Source organism: Atopobium sp. BS2 (assembly GCF_000565075.1).
Classification (GTDB): domain Bacteria; phylum Actinomycetota; class Coriobacteriia; order Coriobacteriales; family Atopobiaceae; genus Lancefieldella.
Genome location: NZ_JDFG01000007.1, coordinates 22,028 through 40,801 on the forward strand (window position 1 = coordinate 22,028; position 18,774 = coordinate 40,801).

Sequence of the window (18,774 nt, forward strand, 5' to 3'; positions counted from 1 at the left end):
ATCCGTTTGGATTCTCTTGTGAGCTTAACCACTATCTCACCTGGCCTCGGCCATTGGGAACATGGTGAATTGCAGCAGTTTCTTTCTTAAGCAACACTACAAACACTGCAAGAACTGCACCAGAAGCAAAGAAACCAAAGACACTCAGAAGTGGAATGGTAGGTGCAGAGGACACCTGCTGTGGGGCAGCAGCCTGCTTATTTGAGTATTCAGTAGGTGGAAGCTGCTTCTCGTCAGAGTTAGTGTCTGCAGTCTTGTTCTCAGATGGAGCCTTTGTAACCTCCTCACCAGCACTCGCAGCGGTGGTCGAGGAAGTTTCATGCGCAGCTGGAGATGAAGGATCTTGAGCTGGCACGTTTGTAGCTGTGGAATCTGTCCTGCTAAAAATGTCTCCAGATGGCTGGGTATTCTCGCCAGAAGGTTTCTGATTAATAAGCGAGAAAAGCGTGCCGGAGTCGTTGGTGTAGTAAAGATTGCCCTCAAAATCTGCAATGACCGACGACGTGGTGTAGTTCTGATGGTTCTTATCTGGAGTGTAAATCTGCGCTGCTCGGCTGGTGCCCAACTTGTATACCCATACGCCACCAGGTAGACCGTTTACCGTGAAGTAGGCATAGGTACCGTTTTGTTGAACAGAAACAAGAGGAGTGCTCTGAGACTTACCCTTGCCAGCTCGGGCCTGGTCAATCACCGTAAAGGTATCAAGAGAAATCACAGAGATAGTTCCGTAGCCCTCAGCATCGACACCGTTAACAAAGACATTAGAACCGCTGATAGTTGGTGTAGAGGTAGATTCTGCTGCAAATTTGACTTGCTTCTCTTCAACAAGAGAAGAACCGTTTCTTCTAATCAGGTGCAGCGTACCGTCATTTCTGGTTACGGCAAGATAGGTTCCATTACCGTTTTGATCAACAGAGACAGGAACAATACCTGCGCGAATTGGCGAGCCAAGGTTAAGCTCGGCCTCAATGGCGCCGGTGGTACCGCTGATAAGTCTGACAGAGGAGGACTCGTCGCCAATCATAAAGTCAGAGCCAGAAGCCGCTGCGCCAGACCAGTAATAACCTGAAGGCTGACCAGAGGTTGCTCCAGGAATATTTGCAGGCTGTGCATTCTGCTTCCAGCGAAGCGCACCAGTTGTAGCGTCAACAGCAACCATGTAGCCACCAGCTGCGTCAAATCCGCTCATCTTAGTAAACTCAGCCAAGATGGTGCCATTATTAACCGTCAGGCTAGAAACAGATTGCAGTGCATTGGTGGTATCCAGCGGCTCTGTCTTCCAGATGCACTCCATAGTTGTTGCCGAGAATGCGGTAAGACATCCATCATCGGTAGCAACAACAATCATGCCATTAACGTAGAGAGGACGTGCAAAGTACGAAACCTTAGAGCCAATCTGTGCCTCAGCAATAAGGCTACCCGTTGCAACATCAACTGCTTTAAGGGTAGAGCCACTCACGTAATAGACAGTATCTTTAACAATGACCTGATCAGAAATAAATCCTGGTGCATTTTGAGTTCCCTCAGTAACACTCCAGCGCAAGGCTGCAGAGTTAATTGGGGTGCTCTGCGTAGTAGTGGAACCGTTTCCGCTACCAAAACCACTCCAAGATGCATCGTAGTTAGGGTGCTCAGCAAATGGATTGATGACCAACTCATTTTGAGGAGTTGGAATGGAGCTATCCTGACCACCATATGTCCAGGTAATAGTAGTGTTTTCGTCCAAGGAAACGTTGTTTGCCATCTTGTCCGAAAGCTGACCGTTTACAAAGAACTGCCACCATTTATAGGCGCCATCTACCTGCGCTGTTGCAAGCGTAAGTCCCTGTGAAGGCGACGTAATAGAAGACAAATAACCGCCCGCTGCATCGTAGGTAAGGCCATTATTCTTCAGGTAGTCATACGTTGCCTTGTCAGCAGTGGTACCCTTACGAACCTCAATAGTCTGCGTAGGAGCCCAGTGCTGAGGCTTACCGTCTTTATCAAGACCTACTACAGAAAGAGTGACGGAAACAAGCTGACTTGGATCTGGGTCTTCCTCTACAGGTCGAGCGCCCTTCTCGCCTGCCACGGTAAAGGTAGCAGAGACCTTCTGATTAGTAAGGGCCTGGAACTGCGCATTATCTGGATACAAGCTTGCATAGCGAGAATAGCGTGCACTTGAAAGAAGTGCCGAAACCGTAACAGACGTGTTGTACTCAGGAGTCTGTGCGAGAACAAGATTCTCGTTCTGAATGATTGTTGGCTGAGAAGAACTGTACGTGCGCGCCTGATCAGAAGGGCCCATGGGGTCGTATGTTGGGAACTCCGAAGGCACAATACCACTTGCGGTCTTATCGGTATTGTTAACATCATAAGACCAGGTCAAAGAGCCGTCAGCAGCACGATAAAACTTGTTTGGTGTAGCCAAGGACTCAGAGACCGCATTCTGCTTATCCTGCTGACCAGAAGGAGTAGCAAGCGCATCCCAGAAATGAGCCTTAGACTTATTCATCAAAGCAAGCTCTGCATCAATGTCAGCCTGATTAAGCGGGCTTACCGTAACCGTAAGAGTCTTAGAGACTGATACCTCAGGATTTTCTTTATCGGTAACGGTCAGAGTAATGTCTACCTGCTGCGCGGAAGCAGAAGGCAAAGGCTGGTACACCGTTCCTCTATAGCCATTGAACGTAATAGCAGCATTGGAGGAAGTGTACGTAAACTGATAGCGCTTTCCATCTAAGCCAAAGTTCTTTGGCGTAGGCATCTGCAGGTCGTCTGTAACTGCCTGGGCATTAATTGAGTGATTGGTATACACATCTTTAATGCTTGATGCCGAGAAACGCCTGTTAATGCGCCTCAACAGATTATTCTGTGCATCGGTAATAGCCGAAGGATCTCCGGGAACCGTTATGGTAAAGGTTTTCTGATAGTTTGTCTGAGGGGCATCGGAGCTGCTCAGAGAGACATTTGCAGTCAGCGTTACCTGCTTATCACGAATGCCGCGGGTAACCGTTGCCTTATAAGGCTCAGTACCATATCCATCAATGCGAACTACAGAGGTATCTGAGCTAGTCCAAGTGACCTTAGACCATGAAAGTTGGTTTCCATCTGCGGAAACAAGCTTATGTGGAAGGGTAAAGTCTGAAGTTACAGAAGATTCATTTTGTCCTGCCGCGTATGATGGCGCAAGGTTTTGAGATACGTCAGCAAGTTGCGCCTGAGATTTTGCCTCATCCCAAGGAATTAAAACATTGCAGGTATATTGGACGGTCTTGCCATCTTTGGAAAGTTCAAAGGTAACTTTTGCCTGACGGAGGATAAGAGTGCTTCTCTGGTTAGTAAAACCAGCCGCATCCATCCAGAAGTACTCAATAGAACCATTAGTCGCAAAATCAGTAGAAATGCCTGCGTGAGCATATGAGGCTGTCGAAGACATCTGAACAGATGCCACTCTAACGTTAACCTCTCCAGCACCAATGCGACGCAGCTCTTCTGCAACCATGGTGTTGAGGTTAGTATCTACACCATAGCGAGGTTTTGGCTTATAGAAGGAATTAGTCAGAGTTTCTACTGCCTGGTCCAGCGTTTTGTGTGGATAGTCAGTCTCATTTGTGGTTGCTGCAACGCCAGGACCTGTCTCTTCAGAGGTTGTGGCTGCGCCAGCTGTAGCGTCTGCTGCGCCAGAAGTGGCGGCTACCGTACCAGAAGTAGCTTCCGTACCAGAAGCGTTATCCTGAGCAGTAAGGGCAGTTTCTGCTGAGGAGGTTGCAGTAACAGTAGTGGTCAACTCCCCCGCTGCTTCTGCGAATGCAGGAGCTGGTAAGAGCGCAAACACTAAGAGTATGGAGAAAAGGCTATTGAGCGCCTTTTTAAACATGCTTCTAATTCCTTCCAACTTGTGGTGAGTTTAGCCTTCTTGCCAAAACAAGCACCACAATTCCAAATACAACTAAAGGCAGACTGAGCAACTGTCCCATGGTAATAAAACTGCCAAAGAGATAGCCAAGCTGCTCGTCAGGAACACGGACAAATTCCACGACAAACCTAAAAATGCCATACAGCATCAAAAACGTTCCAATGAACGTTCCTTGTGGACGAGGAGGGTACTTCCTAGAAAGGATGTACAAAATAGCAAACATCACAAGGCCCTCGAGAAGTGCTTCGTAGAGCTGAGAAGGATGACGGTAAACCGCTCCTCCTGTCTCAAACATAACTCCCCAAGGCAGATCAGTTGGCTTTCCCCAAAGCTCACCGTTAATGAAGTTTGCGCAACGTCCAAAGAAAAGACCAAGTGGCGCACCAATAACTCCCAGGTCACAGATGGTAGGGATAGAAAGACCCGATGCCTTACAGACAATAGAGCCGCCAATAATAGCTCCTACGAGGCCTCCATGAAAGCTCATACCGCCTTGGCTTAGGGCAAATGCGTCAAGTGGATGAGCTACGTAATAACCCGCACCGTAGAAAATTACGTAGAACAGACGGGCGCCTACAATAACGCCAAACGAGATGCCTACCATCAAATTAAGCACGTCATCAAGGGTAACGTTAAGCTTCCAGCGCTGAGCAGTTCTGTACATAACTACGCCAGCAAGCACAAAGCCCACGAGATATGCCAGACCATACCACCTGATAGACAGCGGACCCAGTGAAAGCGCTACTGGGTTTAATGAATGATAAAAAGCATCAAGCCACACAATACGTCCTACTTACTAAAACTACTTTGAAAGAACATGCGAAGGAGTTGCACCACGCTGACCCTGATAATGGCTACCAAGATCTTCGCAGCCATAAGGACGCTCAACAGGAGAACTCATGCGCTCAAAGGAAAGCTGACCAATCCTCATGCCAGGGTGCAAAATGATTGGAAGGTTAGCAACGTTAGAAAGCTCCAGTGTAAGCTCTCCGTCCCAACCTGGATCAACATAGCCTGCAGTTGAGTGAATCATAAGGCCCAGGCGTCCCAAGGTGGACTTACCTTCAAGCTTACCGAGGATATCGTCAGGAATAGCAATGCGCTCAAGCGTAGTACCAAGCGCAAACTGACCAGGATGAAGGACAAAAACCTCTCCCTCAGGAACATCAATTGACTCAGTAAGACCCTCTTGGGCTACAAGTGGATCAATTGAGGTATGCGTAGAATTGCGGAAGATTCTAAAATTTGAGCCAAGACACACGTCAACCGATGCAGGCTGCACGTTTTTCTCGCATAAAGGCTCAATAACGATACGACCAGCTGCAATCTCTGCTTTAATGTCGCGATCAGAAAGAACCACAACGTCCACCTTTCTTACGTCATACAAATATATGGTCAGAAAACCTAGTTATCCGTTTATATAAAATATCACGCCCTACACAATAATGTGCGGGACGTGATATATAAAATTTGTAAATATGCAGGTCAGTCATGGTTCACCACAACTTCTCTGCATAAAAAACACGTTTATGCGTATGAAACTAACAACCGATAAGCGCCAAACGTTCACTTTTTGGTGCTGAGCGGCAACTTACAGCATTGCAGGTTGAACGCGCTTAACGCCAGGAACATGCTCAATCAGGATGCGCTCAATACCCTCAGACATATCGTATGCAGACATAGGGCAACCAGCACAAGAGCCGACCATCTCAAGGGTAACGGTACCGTCATCGCTTACATCGATAAGCTCAACGTCGCCACCGTCAGTCTGAAGGCTCTGGCGAATAACATCAAGGGTTGCATTCAAAAGGTCACGATTAATGGCCATGTTTGCTCCTACTCAAATCTACTCAAAGCGCGGCCGCGCTCATAACTTACAACAAGGGTATCCTACCCAAAATTCCAAACTTATTTCTGCCCTATCCAATTGGCGAGAAAAGATGTCCAACTGAAGCATCTTTGAGACGTGCAGGCAATGATGCACCCGACGCTGTTGCCGCAATCGCAGCAGCTACGCGAGAGGTAGCCTCCCGTGTCTGCTCCGTACTCAGAAGCGTTGCGTCAACCATAAAGCGCTTTACGCCGGCAGAAAGCATCTCAGCCATCTCTGGCACGCCGTCAAAGAGCTTAGGGCTCCAAATCTTAGAGCGACCGTGCCTATCGGTCCTAACTGGCATGTAATCGTTATCGATGCCCCTAAGCGTATGCTCCTCAAGGCGCAGCTTACAGGCATCACAATCGTGGATACACTTGCCCGTAGACATCAAAATACAATGCTCAGTGGTCATGGTGCGAATACGGCCACTGACCATATAACCCACAGGAATCGAGGCGTTTCTCGCCATATGGCAGATCTCTTGGAGGGTAAGCTCGGAGTTGAGCCAGACACCTTCTGCGCCCATGTCGGCAAGCGCCTGCAAAGCGTAATCGTTGTGGACTGGAATGCACTCGCGTACCTCAGGGATGGCTCCGCGCTCAACGGCCAGCGCCAGCTCGGAGATGTTGCCCACGGCAATCGGCCTACCTGCAGCAACGTAGGGATCCAGGCGCTTATGGTCAATCTCGCGACACACCTCGTCAAGCCATGGTGTTACCTTGGCGAGAAGATCCTCTGGCCACGAAGTCTCTGCGAGCGCATCACCTGTTGCGTACAGACGATCTGCTCCTGCCTTGAACGCAACGCGCGCCTGCTCTGGAGTTTCAACCAGAACACATACTTCTGCCTGCGACGCATTTGTTTTTGCAGCAGCCTCATCAAAGGCAAAAAGCTTCTCTTTGTCCTGGGCTTCTCGCTCCTTTTGATAGGCAAGACGGGAAAGCGGAGCAATCTTCTGCTCGCGGTCCTGGTACTCCTCCAGAAGCGCCGCCTCCAGCTGCTCACATGCCGCGGCGCGGACCTTGTGGACAGCACTAAAGCTCATGCCGCACATATCGTCCATCTGGACATCAAAGCTTACGGCCTCAAACGGCGAGGTTCCCATGCGGCCAACGTGCTCAATAAGCTCGTCAGAGGTTACCGCTTTGGTGCGTGCCTCCTCCACCACAAAGCCCTCGGCAGACGCGCTTACCACACCGTCTGCGGTAGTAAGGGCCACAGTAAAGGGCTGGCCAATGCGGGCAATAATAGCCACGTCAACGGCTCGTTTACGAGGATATTCTAGTGAAGAAATCTGCTCAGCTGCTACACGCGCCGCTTCAGAGCGAATAATACGTACCGTAGATCCGGTCTGCATAACGCGAGAAGTGCGCACGGTAACTGTCTGACCAGGCTCAACATCAATAGGACAAAGAGCGGTCAGGAACTTGTCAGGCGCATCGAGCGGCCTAATTTCAAGCAAGTCATTCTTGCCAATAGGCGCGTGTGCAATAAGATCAACATCTGCCTGCTTGTAGCGGCGCAGCTTAACACGGCCACCATTCAGACCACTCTTGCGCTCAAGAGCATCCTCAAGCGGGCGTCCGCCGGTGACCTCACCAACAATCTCACCACGGTTATTGGAGCGCTCGTAGCTCATCATCTCATTGCCAGCGGTACCATGCAGGTAAGCGTTAGTCAAGCCACGGTTAAACGAGCGTTTAAGCAAGCGGTGGCGGCGTGCCACATCAGCCTGATTGTCCACGCCCTTCTCGGCAGCATCAATTGCCTGACGATAAGAAGACACCACCGAATACACGTACTCAGGTGCCTTCATGCGGCCTTCAATCTTAAGCGAGCCAACGCCCGCCTCAATCATGTCAGGCACGTCATCAATAGTGCAGTAATCCTTTGGGCAGAGCAGCCTATCAATGCCACCCATCGAAACAACTTCATGCTTAGAATTGAGCAGCTCATACGGCAGGCGGCACGGCTGAGCACAGGCTCCACGGTTAGCAGAGCGGTCTCCTCGCATAGACGACATGTGGCAGATGCCCGAATAGCAGAAGCACAAAGCGCCGTGACCAAAACACTCCAGCTCAACGCCGAGCTTGGAAATAGTAGAAATCTCTTCTTTCGTAAGCTCTCTGGACAGCGTAACGCGACCCACACCAAGCTTTTTGCAGGCAGCAACACCACGTGCATCGTGGATGTTTGCCTGTGTTGATACGTGGCATTCAATCTCTGGCCAGGTCTTTCTTACCTGAGCCATAAGACCCCAGTCTTGGATGATAAAGGCGTCTGCACCAAGAGTCCACGCGCGACGAATCAGGCGCAGCACCCGCTGCATCTCGTCCCACTTAACAACAACGTTAACGGTGACGTACACGCGAGCACCAGCTAGATGAGCCTGTCTGCACGCACGCGCAAACGACTCGTCATCAAAGTTGTCCGCACCACGGCGAGCATTGAAGTTGTTGCCCAAGCCGCAGTAAATAGCGTCAGCACCACCAGCAAGAGCTGCGGTAAATGGTGCTGGACCTCCCGCTGGGGCGAGAAGTTCCATCTGTGTTGCGCGAGGGAGTGGCTGAGTTGAGAGCTCCTTGTCAGAAGCTTCCTCTGTCCACTCTGCCTCGTTCATGCGATTTAGCTCGTGAGCTGTGGATTCTCGCTCACGACGATTACGTTCGTTCATAGTACCTAACTTGCCTTCAGCGCTTGTTACTTCTTAAGTGAAGAAAGTGCTGGATGAATCTTATCTTTGTCGGAAAGAATAACCTTTACTGGATCTAAGGTCTTCTCGCCAAGAAATGCTGGCCACTCAATGCCAAGCTCTGGATCATTCCACATGATGCCACCCTCATCACCTGGGTGATAGATGTCGTCACACTTATAGCAGAACTCCGCAGTCTCAGAGAGGACCAAAAAGCCGTGGGCAAAGCCGCGAGGAACAAAGAACTGCCTGCGGTTCTCAGCGGACAGGACAACGCCTTCCCACTGACCCCAAGTTGGACTTCCCTCTCGCAGGTCAACGGCAACGTCAAAGACAGTGCCAGAGATTACGCGCACAAGCTTTGCCTGTGGATGCTCAATCTGGAAGTGAAGGCCGCGGAGCACGCCCTGAACGGAATAGGACTGGTTGTCCTGTACAAACGAAGCATCAATGCCGCCGGCAACAAAGTTTTCTTCACGATAGGTCTCCATAAAGCCACCACGCGCATCACCGTACAGCTTTACGTCCACAACCTTTACACCTTCAATCGAGGTGTCATAAAACGTAAAATTGCCCGATTGAATAGGGTTTTTAAGCTCTTTTGGAAACTCCATAGCATGCACCTTTCGATTTCTTTAGGTAATCTACTATATACGAGTCAAGTTTAATTCGGCTTTTGAGCTATGATATTCATGCAGTTAACGTGTAATTTGCAATTCAAAGGATGCTTGTGAGAATTCTTGCAGTCGTTCCCGCTTACAACGAAGAAGCCTGCATTGCTTCAACTATTACAGAGTTGTGCCAGGTAGCCCCTCAAGTTGATTACATCATAATCAACGACGGCTCCGCTGACCGCACGCTGGATATCTGTAAAGAGCGTGGATTTAACTACCTCAATTTGCCTGTTAACGGAGGCCTTTCTGCAGGCTTTAGGGCTGGTATGCGCTACGCCAAAGAACATGGTTATGACGCTGTGGTGCAGTTTGACTCCGATGGCCAGCACAGGCCTGAGTACATTGCTCCTATGGCTCAAGCAATGGTAAACGAGGGAGCAAACATCGTCATTGCTTCTCGCTTTGTCACCAAGGCTCGCGGAAACTCTCCTCGAGAGATTGGCTCCAAGCTGATTTCTTGGCTTATCAAAACAAGCACTGGTCAGACCATTACTGACCCTACCTCGGGCATGCGTATGTACGATCGTGGTCTTATTGAAACGTATGCGCGCTCCTTTGATTTCTCTCCCGAGCCAGACACCATCTCATTGCTGATGCGTCGAGGAGCTAAGGTTGTCGAGATTGAAACTGAAATGCGCGAGCGTCAAGGTGGCGAGTCCTACTTGAGCTTCTATAACTCAATTATGTATATGGCTCGCACGTGTCTCTCGCTTTTGCTCTTCCAATGGTTTAGATAAGGTGACACCATGACTTTAGTTCTGAGAATTCTGCTGCTTATTGGCGCCCTATTTGCCATGGGCATTGTCATCAATAGCGTCCGCAAATCAAAGATTCGCATCTCCGACTCTGTCTATTGGGTTGTTTCTGCAGGAATCCTCGTTTTGTTTGCGCTTATCCCTCAGCTTGCCTATTTCTTCTCGGGCCTGTTTGGTTTTATGAGTCCCGCAAACTTTGTCCTGCTGCTGGTTATTGTGCTGATGCTTATTAGGATTTTCCATCAGTCCTGTGCAATTTCTAAGCTTACTTTTAAGGTTGAGCAACTTTCAGCTGAGCTTGCTCTGCGTGACAAAGACTCACGTGACGAGAAAAACCTTGATTTTGTAACTGATCTTAACCAGCGAACCCGCGTATAAACGACGCGTCAGCTTTCTGACGGCACGCTAACACTCAAATCATTTATGCAAAAAGTCCGCCTATGCAGCGGACTTTTTCTTTTGGTCTTTAAATCCCAAAAAGCAGAAGATTCCAAATACAAGCGCCAGAATTGCCAGAGAGGCGTCATAGAGAATACAAGCTCCCATAATGCCAAAGTTGCCTACAAACCATCCTCCTGTAAGCGCGGCAAAACCTGCACCTGCAGCATAGCTCACAAACACGGCAACCTGCTTTCGCATAGTTACTACGGCGTAGTACAAAATGACTGTGAGCGCATTAAGCAAACCGCCAAAAAGTAGCACTAAAAGCTCTAGCTTATACGGCTCAAAATCAAGGCCATATAATAGCCCCAGCACTGGAGCTCCTAGCGGCCAAGCCAGAGCCATAGAGAGTACTGTTGCCAGAGCAACTACGGCAAAACCCTTAAGAATCAATCCAACAAATTGCTTGTCTTGCTGGTTATTCCAATACTCAGCCATCTGTGTTAGTAGCGGCTTAAAGACAAAGTTGCTTAAAAGATTGATAACCATAGCGGGCATAGCAAGAGCGGTAAAGAAGGTAAGAAGTGCTTGATCACTCAGACCTCCCAGCGCATAACGTGGAGCGCCCACAACGTATGTCAGCAAAAATGAACCGGCAAACAAAGGAGCGGTGGTAATCAGCAGCTTTGTAATTTGTTTAAAGTCAAAAGTAGGTTTAAGTGTTGCCATCTGCTTAGTGGGAGGAATGACAAGCACAACCATAACCACCAACGAAGCAACAAAAGAAACAGCTGCGCCAATAAGCAAATTCTTTGTAAGAAGTACACCCACCGCAAAACCAACAACGGTTGCAAGTACACGATAAAAGAATGCCCTACCAGCAACATCTAAGCGACCATGCTGCTGGAACATACCATGGAAAACATCTTCTACAACATCAAATAAGCGCAGCGATGCGATGAGGGCGTACAACACTCCCTCGTAGCTCAATCCCTGAGACTGCAGGGTAAAAATAATAATTCCAGCAACCATCAAAACAGTTGTGATAATTCGTGCAGCAAGATACACACCAAACGAGAATACTTCTTCTGTATCGGTAACCTGATACGTTCTAATCTCAAAATGACCAATAACCATCAGCTGCTGTGCAACAGCATAAGCAAGCGAGAAAACACCACCAGCAGCAGCTCCCATGGTACGTGTGACCACCATCAGCATAAGCACGGTTGAAGCCGCGTTCATCAAGGAGCCAAGCGTATTCCAAAAGTAGTTTTTTTTCAGCTGTTCAGCAGAAGTATCAATAGTCATAATTAGTTTTTCTGGCCAAAGTCTTCAAATGCCTGACGACTTCCTTTGGTAACGTCTATGTCTTTCCACTTACCAAAATCGAGTTGACTAGGATAATGATTTTTACGTTCAGACATTGAAGGAAGCTCCATATAAGCACCATATGCATTCGTTAACAATTTATCATAGGCATTAGGCAGTATTGTTGTTATATCTTCAAAGGGCACACGAATCATTGGATATAAATCTTTAAGGTCCATTTCCCAATTTTCTGGATCAGATTCAACAAAACAGGTACGTCTATCTGTATCTTCTTTTTCTGCAGTCCTTGCAGCTTTTTCCCATTTTGACAAGATAAACTTAGAAGAAATACGAAAAATTCGTAAAATATAATGAATGACATAACATACAAAAGAAGCTATTTTTCTTTTCCATCCATGCAAAGGTATATGCGGTGTTGGAGTTACTAGAAGAAAATTAAGACGTCCCCAGAACCACGTACGACGCAATACTGATTTGAATATTTTTGGACTTGTGGGAATTTTATCAAACGGAAAAATCCCAATTGAAATTGAATATTTAAATGGACAATCCGAGAAATCATCTGGAACACAAACAGTATTTCTAAGAGATAAATTAGAATTCATCGCAGGAAAGAAATTATCCGTTCTACCATTTTGAATGCAAAAATCTGGTCGTAAAAGTCTTGGACCATCTTTCAATAAAACTTCATAATCCTCTCGAAGCATTGAAATATCAATATCATCATCCCAAGGAATGAAACCTTGATGCCTCACGGCACCAATTGCTGTTCCGCTATACGCCTGATATGAAATACCTAGCTCAGTACACACTCTATCAAGCTCATCCATCAAAAGTGTAGAAAGAAGTTGAACTTTTCTCAATTCATCATGATTCTTGTATTCTTTATAATCATCAACGCTCAATTTAATCTCCAAACATTAATTTTAATATGTAGAATCGAACCTCATCTGTATCTATAATACTAAACATTGGAGCTAATCGATTGGATGTAGCAATGTATACACCTCAGGATCACACGTTTGCTGTTTGCGCTTATGGCGAGAGTCCCTATCTAGAAGAGTGCATTCTCTCGCTCAAGGAGCAAACACTATCTACGAATATTCTTTTAGCTACTTCAACACCAAATGATCTGATTAAGTCTCTTTGCAAGAAATACGACATTCAAATGCATGTCAATCTTGGCCCAGGTGGTATTGCTGGCGATTGGAATTTTGCTGTAAGCGTTTGCACAACTCCATTGGTAACCATTGCTCATCAAGATGACCTTTACAAACCTAACTATGCAGAGTACATGCTTAAACGTGTAAACAGCTCTTCTTGTCCACTCATTTATTTCACTAATTATGGCGAGCTACGCGACGGTGAAGAAGTTCTTCAGAATCGTCTGCTTAAGATAAAGCGTCGTCTCTTGCACTCGCTCTCAAAACCGGAAAATGCAAGTAAGGCATGGGCCAAACGTCGTGCACTTGAGTTAGGTTGTGCTATTTGCTGCCCAAGTACCACGCTGATCCTTCCCAACCTTGAAACTCCTGTTTTCAAGGCTGGATTTGGCTCTAACTTGGATTGGGAAGCATGGGAAGCAATTAGCAAGCGCGAGGGAGATTTCTTATACGACACCCGCGTGCTGATGCTTCACCGTATTCATAAAGATTCTGAGACCAGCCATCTTATTCATGACAATCGCCGTGCAAAGGAAGATTTTGAAATGCTCAAAAAGTTCTGGCCAACTCCTGTTGCCAAGCTTATTAATATGGCCTATAAGAACGGACAAAAAAGTAACGGCTAGTTTGTCATTACAACGTAGAAACGCGACAACAAGAAAATATATAAATGCAGGTTGTATACTTATATAAACAATATAGCAATCATTGGAGAAATATGCTGAACTTTGCTGTTGGTCCTGTTCAATCAGAAGATGATGTTCGTGCTCTCGGTGCACTTAATGTTCCTTACTTTAGGACTCCAGAGTTTTCAACTACCATGCTTGAGAACGAACAAATGATCTGTGAACTGGCAAAAGCACCAAAGGGCTCTCGCGCTGTCTTTGTGACTGGATCCGGTACTGCAGGAATGGAAACCGTTGTTGCAGGCACCCTCTCAGCAGAAGATAAAGCTCTTGTAGTTGACGGTGGTAGCTTTGGACATCGTTTTGTTCAGCTCCTTGAGCTGCATAACATTTTTCATACTGTCATCAAGCTTAACTACGGCACATCATTAACCGCAGCCGATTTAGAGCCTTATCAGAATCAGGGCTACACAGCATTTCTCGTCAATCTTGGTGAGACTTCCCAGGGCATTTTGTATGATGCTGAGCTTATTTCTGCATTCTGTAAAGCAAATAATCTCTTCTGGATTGCGGACTGTGTCAGCTCATTTTTAGCAGATCCTTTTGACATGGCTTCTTTAGGCGTAGATGTCATGATTACTGGTTCTCAAAAAGCACTTGCCTGCCCCCCAGGCATTTCTCCTCTTGTACTCTCTCCTAAAGCAGTTACAAAAATTACTGGAATTAAAGCACCATGCATGTATCTTGATCTCAATCTACTTCTCCAGAATGGAGAACGCGGTCAAACACCTTTTACCCCAGCAGTACAGACGCTTCTTCAAATCCATAAACGCCTCAGCAACATTGTTAAAGCTGGCGGTGTCGATGCTGAAAATGCACGTATTGCAGTGCTTGCAAAAGATTTCCGCGAGCGTGCTCAAAGTCTTCCGTTTAAGATGCGCCTTGTATCTCCTTCAAATGCAGTTACTTTCCTTTCAACTGGTAACTACTCTGCAAAAATGCTTTTTCAAGTACTTAAAGACGAATATGGCATGTGGATTTGTCCAAATGGTGGCGAAAATGCAGACACTTCTTTCCGCGTTGGGCACATTGGTGCGCACGAGTTAAGTGATAATGCCGTTCTTGTTGCAGCAATTCATGACGTTCAGCGTAGAGGTCTCTTAACCACCAGGGAGTAACCATGACTAAGGTAATCACCTATGGCACCTTTGACTTGCTTCATTATGGCCATACAAACCTACTCAAGCGCGCCAAAGACCTGGGCGACTATCTTATCGTAGGTGTTACCGCTGAAGCCTACGATATGGCTCGCGGTAAAATCAACGTAAAACAAAGCCTCTCTGAACGAATCGAAAACGTCAGAGAGACTGGTCTTGCTGACGAGATTATCGTTGAAGAATACGAAGGACAAAAAATTGACGATATCCGTCGTTATGGTGCAGATATTTTTGCGATTGGCTCAGACTGGAAAGGTAAGTTTGACTACCTCTCTGACTACTGCAAAGTAGTGTATCTTGACCGGACAAAAGGCATTTCAAGCACGGAGCTCCGCAGCGAAGAGCGCAAACTTTCTGTTGGGCTCATTGGTGACGCTTCTTGGCTTGATAAATACAGGATGCAAGCTCGTTTTGTAAACGGTATGGAGATTGAAGGCATTGCTACGCCCGACACCACCATGCTTACTCCTGAGCTATCTGAACTTCCTGTTATAACCTCTGACATCTCCGATCTTCTACAAAAAGTTGATGCTGTTGTCATTGCATCTGATCCATCTCTTCACGAGAAACAAATCAGGCAGGCGCTTGAGGCGGGAAAGCATGTCCTATGTGAATCCCCCTTTGCTCTAACACCAGAGGCTGGCGATTCTCTAGTAGCTTATGCACAAGAGCGTGGTTTGGTGCTTCAAGATGCCATTAAAACAGCATATTCAACAGCCTTCCATCGACTTGTTCTCTTGGTTAAAGGCGGAAAAATCGGCAAGGTTGTCTCAGTTGATGCCACCTGTACCTCACTTCGTTATAGCAAAACTGATGATTCAATTACGGGTGCCAACTGGGGTGGTATGGGTGAATGGGGACCCATTGCCCTTCTCCCTATCTTCCAAATTCTTGGTACCGACTACACATCTTCGCAAATCATTACTCGTGGCGAGAAAGGCTTTGTCCACGAAGGTGAATTTACCAAGATAGATTTTGTCTATCCAAGTGCGGTAGCTTCTATGAAAGTAGCAACCGGTGTTAAATCTGAGGGCGAGTTGGTTATCTCTGGTACTGACGCTTATGTCTATGTACCAGCACCTTGGTGGAAAACAGATTACTTTGAAATTCGCTACGAAAATCCTGCAGACAATAAGCGCTACTTCTATCAACTTGATGGTGAGGGCTTTAGGTTTGAGCTTATTACGTTTGCTCAAGCTATTGCAAACGGTGCATCAAATTCTTACATTTCCCGAGATATTTCACGTTCACTTTGCAAAATAATGGGCGAATACTACTTGGGAACAAATATTTTACAAATTAGGTAACTTCATATCAAAACGAGTCATTCATATTGTAGAATGACTCGTTTTTTGTAAGGCACCTAGAATCACAAAAAACAAATTAATCTCTCTTGAGCAGCTCGTTCCAGTCTGGAGTAGCCGAAAGAACTGTTCCCACAATAATGACAATGCAGCAAATCACAATCAATGGAGACGGAATTGCTTCGGGCATAATTGTTGGTAGAACAATACCTGCTAGAGCAGCAAAAATTACCGACCAAGCAGAGTAGGAAATATTCAAGGCCATACCGCGAGAAGCGCCAATAGCGTCAATGGCCTTGTAGTAGAAGAGATACGAGGCAGTACCAGCAACTGCCGCAATAAAGACAACACCATTAGCAGGAGTAACTGCAACCTGGCTTGCAAACTCTACAGAGCCTGCGAGAGGCAGGATAATAAGACCATAAGCAAACGCAGAGGTGGTTTGCCTAATCTGGAGTGCTGTCTCATTATCAACGGCATCGTCTTGCATACCCCAAGCTAAAATAACTGCCTCGGAACCCCAACCAAAGACACAAGCTATAACACCCACAATACCAACAAGAACGTTTCCATTACCCTCTCCTGCAGCAGTTGATACACCAATGACCATAACGCCTACAAGAGCAACAATAAGGGCAATAACCTGCTTCAAATTCATTTTTTCTTTAAGAAGAAGCCACGCCAAAAGCGAGCCAACGGCTGGATAAAAAGCCGAAATAGCAGCGGTATAACCAGGTCCAATAGCATTAATTGCGGCAAGATAACCACTCATGCCAATTGGTCCGCCTAAAAGAGCGCCCAGCATAACAACGCGGCCGCTCTTAGTTTTTGCAGCTTCAAGGGTATCCCTCAGCCTGCCCTTACACCCCATCATGACAAGAAGAATAGCCGCGGCAAAAAAGTCATGCATAAATGCGCTAGCAAAGGATGCTTGAGCGGAATTAACATAGGGACTCATACCAAGAGCAACACCGAGAATAACGGTATCAACTGCCCACAGAATGCCGCTTAATAAACCATATTGCATTATTTCCCCTTTTGATCTTAGTTCTTGATCTCTTCATACCAAGAAAGCACGCGGTCGATATTATTTGCAGCGTAGCGGTAGTAGATAAAGAACCACTCGCCTACATTCTCGCCCTCAGCCTCTTTTACAAGTGACCATAGATACCAGCACCAGCCTGCAAAGACCACATAACTCCAGAAGTGCCTGCGCTGCTCAAACGTTGCTTCTTGTCCAAAGTAGAAATCAATAGCTGCATTTGCTTCATCGTCAGTAAGCTCACAACAAACCGTAAAGGTACCAAAGTCATTTGCCTCATCAGACATACCTGCGTATTCCCAATCAATAAGGCTGTAATTACCAACCTCGTCAATCAAGAAATTCAGGTAGAAGAAATCATTGTGAGAAATAACAACGGGATACTGATCAGCATCTGCATGCTTCTTCAAGCGCAGGACCTTCTCGCGAAGCTCATAGTAGCCAGGAATCTCAATAGGACCATCTTCAAGCAGGAGTTTCTCGTAATTAAGACCCTCATTGACAAAGTCAAAGGAGCGATCAAGTGAAGCGCCACTGTGATGCAACTTGTAACCCATCTCCATTGCGCGCTTGAGCTGTTCAGGATTATGAGGATCAAGGTTCTGAGCGTTCTTTACAAACTTAGAAATCTTCCAACCTTCTTTTTGGTCCTCGTAAATAAAGGTGCTATCTAGGCCAAGCTCACGAGCAAGTCGAAGACCAGCCTCTTCAGCTGCGCGATCAACAAGTTTCTCGGTACCAACGCCAGGATGTCTATAGACATACTCCTGAGCATCATTACCATATCCCACAATAAAGTGAGCAGACAGATTGGTAAGTCCCTGCTTGAGAGGATAGAAACCGTGAATGTCCTTCTTTTGACAATGAAGCACCGAGACAATGTTGTCAAAAATCTCTGAATCGATGTTCTCAATAAACGCTGGGTCAAACTGACGAAGCTCATCAAGGGAATCAAACTCGTAAATGACGCCGTCAGGATACTTTCTAATGGTCATAGAAAGCTCTTTGATGTGACGGACGTAAATCTCTTCCCAGAGCATATCAACGGTTTCTGGCTTGTCGTAGACAGCCTCAAGAATGTCTACAAACTTCTTTGAGAATTGCCTGTCAAAGTAGACGTGACCAAGCATAATCCAAGAATTTGAACCGCCAATTTCTACGCCGGTAATACGACCGCCACGTCCCTCTTTAAGACACCACTCATCAGTTTCTCCTGCAACATACGTTGCTGAGTAATAAGCCTCATAGACATAGTGTTCAAATGGGTTCTGTGTAAAGTAGTCATCTGACGAGCAGATATACGTATTATCAAGTTGGTCTTTTACATACCACAGCGTGGAATTGTTATTTCTTGTTGCGTAATCTGGGTTAACAATAATCTTGACGCCATACTTCTCCTCCAAATAGAAGAAGTACTCCTTCTTATAACCCACAACAACGGTGATGTCAGTAATGCCAGCCTCAAGCAGCTGATGAATCTGACGTTCAATCAGAACTTCTCCACGAACCTTCAGGACGCCCTTTGGTTTCTCACATGAGATAGGGGCAAAGCGAGAAGACAGACCAGCAGCCATGATAATGGCGTTCTTAACCTCGTAAGGCTTCAGGGCTTCAAAACCCTTTGGTGTGATGAGTCCCTCTTCGATAAGACCCTGGTCCTCAAGCGTTTTAACTGCTGAATTAACTGATCCCAGAGAAAGCTCAGCCTCTTCTGCAAGCTGTCTCTGATTGAGTTTCTCGTCAGAAAGGGCAATGGTTTTTAGTACAGAAAACACGTTCTTTGTCAGTGCCACGGTTCCTCCAAATGAAGACCTCTG

At 46.6% G+C, this 18,774-nt stretch carries 15 protein-coding genes; 5 read left to right on the forward strand and 10 right to left on the reverse strand.

The genetic code is table 11. The features are described from left to right. Positions 1 to 31 precede the first annotated feature (31 nt). From HMPREF1492_RS00635 to rfbC, 6 genes are all read right to left on the reverse strand, one after another. A complete protein-coding gene (locus tag HMPREF1492_RS00635) occupies positions 32 to 3,859 on the reverse strand; it encodes a DUF4430 domain-containing protein (protein ID WP_035434901.1) in 3,828 nt (1,275 codons plus the stop codon). A gap of 4 nt (positions 3,860 to 3,863) precedes the next feature. Next, complete coding sequence (gene lgt, locus HMPREF1492_RS00640; RefSeq protein WP_035434902.1) at positions 3,864 to 4,679, reverse strand: prolipoprotein diacylglyceryl transferase; 816 nt, start codon at positions 4,677 to 4,679, stop codon at positions 3,864 to 3,866. A gap of 21 nt (positions 4,680 to 4,700) precedes the next feature. Then, entirely contained in the window at positions 4,701 to 5,258 is a 558-nt protein-coding gene (dcd, locus tag HMPREF1492_RS00645) for a dCTP deaminase (RefSeq protein ID WP_035427834.1), read from the reverse strand. A 231-nt stretch (positions 5,259 to 5,489) separates the two neighbouring features. After that, entirely contained in the window at positions 5,490 to 5,726 is a 237-nt protein-coding gene (locus HMPREF1492_RS00650; RefSeq protein ID WP_012809080.1) for a NifU family protein, read from the reverse strand. Positions 5,727 to 5,817: 91 nt separating this feature from the next. Continuing rightward, positions 5,818 to 8,448: a U32 family peptidase gene (locus tag HMPREF1492_RS00655; RefSeq protein ID WP_051479319.1), complete on the reverse strand. Its 2,631-nt coding sequence runs from the start codon at positions 8,446 to 8,448 to the stop codon at positions 5,818 to 5,820. Positions 8,449 to 8,474: 26 nt separating this feature from the next. Next, positions 8,475 to 9,080 carry a dTDP-4-dehydrorhamnose 3,5-epimerase gene (gene rfbC, locus HMPREF1492_RS00660; RefSeq protein WP_035434904.1) on the reverse strand — a complete coding sequence of 202 codons (606 nt, stop codon included), beginning with the start codon at positions 9,078 to 9,080 and terminating at the stop codon, positions 8,475 to 8,477. 116 nt (positions 9,081 to 9,196) lie between these two features. Between rfbC and HMPREF1492_RS00665 the strand changes: the two genes are divergently transcribed. Continuing rightward, on the forward strand, positions 9,197 to 9,877 hold the full coding sequence (locus HMPREF1492_RS00665) for a glycosyltransferase family 2 protein (RefSeq protein ID WP_035434906.1): 681 nt from the start codon (positions 9,197 to 9,199) through the stop codon (positions 9,875 to 9,877). A 9-nt stretch (positions 9,878 to 9,886) separates the two neighbouring features. Further along, positions 9,887 to 10,273 carry a DUF2304 domain-containing protein gene (locus tag HMPREF1492_RS00670; protein WP_035434908.1) on the forward strand — a complete coding sequence of 129 codons (387 nt, stop codon included), beginning with the start codon at positions 9,887 to 9,889 and terminating at the stop codon, positions 10,271 to 10,273. A 60-nt stretch (positions 10,274 to 10,333) separates the two neighbouring features. Here the strand turns inward: HMPREF1492_RS00670 and HMPREF1492_RS00675 are convergent, their stop codons facing one another. Together HMPREF1492_RS00675 and HMPREF1492_RS00680 are read right to left on the reverse strand one after the other, a co-directional pair. Further along, a complete protein-coding gene (locus HMPREF1492_RS00675) occupies positions 10,334 to 11,584 on the reverse strand; it encodes a lipopolysaccharide biosynthesis protein (protein WP_035434910.1) in 1,251 nt (416 codons plus the stop codon). 2 nt (positions 11,585 to 11,586) lie between these two features. Continuing rightward, positions 11,587 to 12,510, reverse strand: coding sequence for a LicD family protein (locus HMPREF1492_RS00680; protein ID WP_051479320.1), 924 nt, complete (start codon positions 12,508 to 12,510; stop codon positions 11,587 to 11,589). Between the two features lie 92 nt (positions 12,511 to 12,602). On the opposite strand from HMPREF1492_RS00680, the gene HMPREF1492_RS00685 reads away from it, so the two are divergent. From HMPREF1492_RS00685 to HMPREF1492_RS00695, 3 genes are all read left to right on the forward strand, one after another. After that, positions 12,603 to 13,394: a glycosyltransferase gene (locus tag HMPREF1492_RS00685; RefSeq protein ID WP_035434947.1), complete on the forward strand. Its 792-nt coding sequence runs from the start codon at positions 12,603 to 12,605 to the stop codon at positions 13,392 to 13,394. Positions 13,395 to 13,486: 92 nt separating this feature from the next. Beyond that, positions 13,487 to 14,572: a pyridoxal-phosphate-dependent aminotransferase family protein gene (locus HMPREF1492_RS00690; protein WP_035434912.1), complete on the forward strand. Its 1,086-nt coding sequence runs from the start codon at positions 13,487 to 13,489 to the stop codon at positions 14,570 to 14,572. 2 nt (positions 14,573 to 14,574) lie between these two features. After that, positions 14,575 to 15,918 carry a Gfo/Idh/MocA family oxidoreductase gene (locus HMPREF1492_RS00695; protein WP_035434914.1) on the forward strand — a complete coding sequence of 448 codons (1,344 nt, stop codon included), beginning with the start codon at positions 14,575 to 14,577 and terminating at the stop codon, positions 15,916 to 15,918. A 76-nt stretch (positions 15,919 to 15,994) separates the two neighbouring features. Here HMPREF1492_RS00695 and HMPREF1492_RS00700 read toward each other — a convergent pair whose 3' ends face one another. Continuing rightward, complete coding sequence (locus HMPREF1492_RS00700) at positions 15,995 to 16,942, reverse strand: DMT family transporter (protein ID WP_035434916.1); 948 nt, start codon at positions 16,940 to 16,942, stop codon at positions 15,995 to 15,997. A gap of 17 nt (positions 16,943 to 16,959) precedes the next feature. Then, positions 16,960 to 18,750: an NTP transferase domain-containing protein gene (locus HMPREF1492_RS00705; RefSeq protein ID WP_035434918.1), complete on the reverse strand. Its 1,791-nt coding sequence runs from the start codon at positions 18,748 to 18,750 to the stop codon at positions 16,960 to 16,962. Between the last annotated feature and the right edge of the window lie 24 nt (positions 18,751 to 18,774).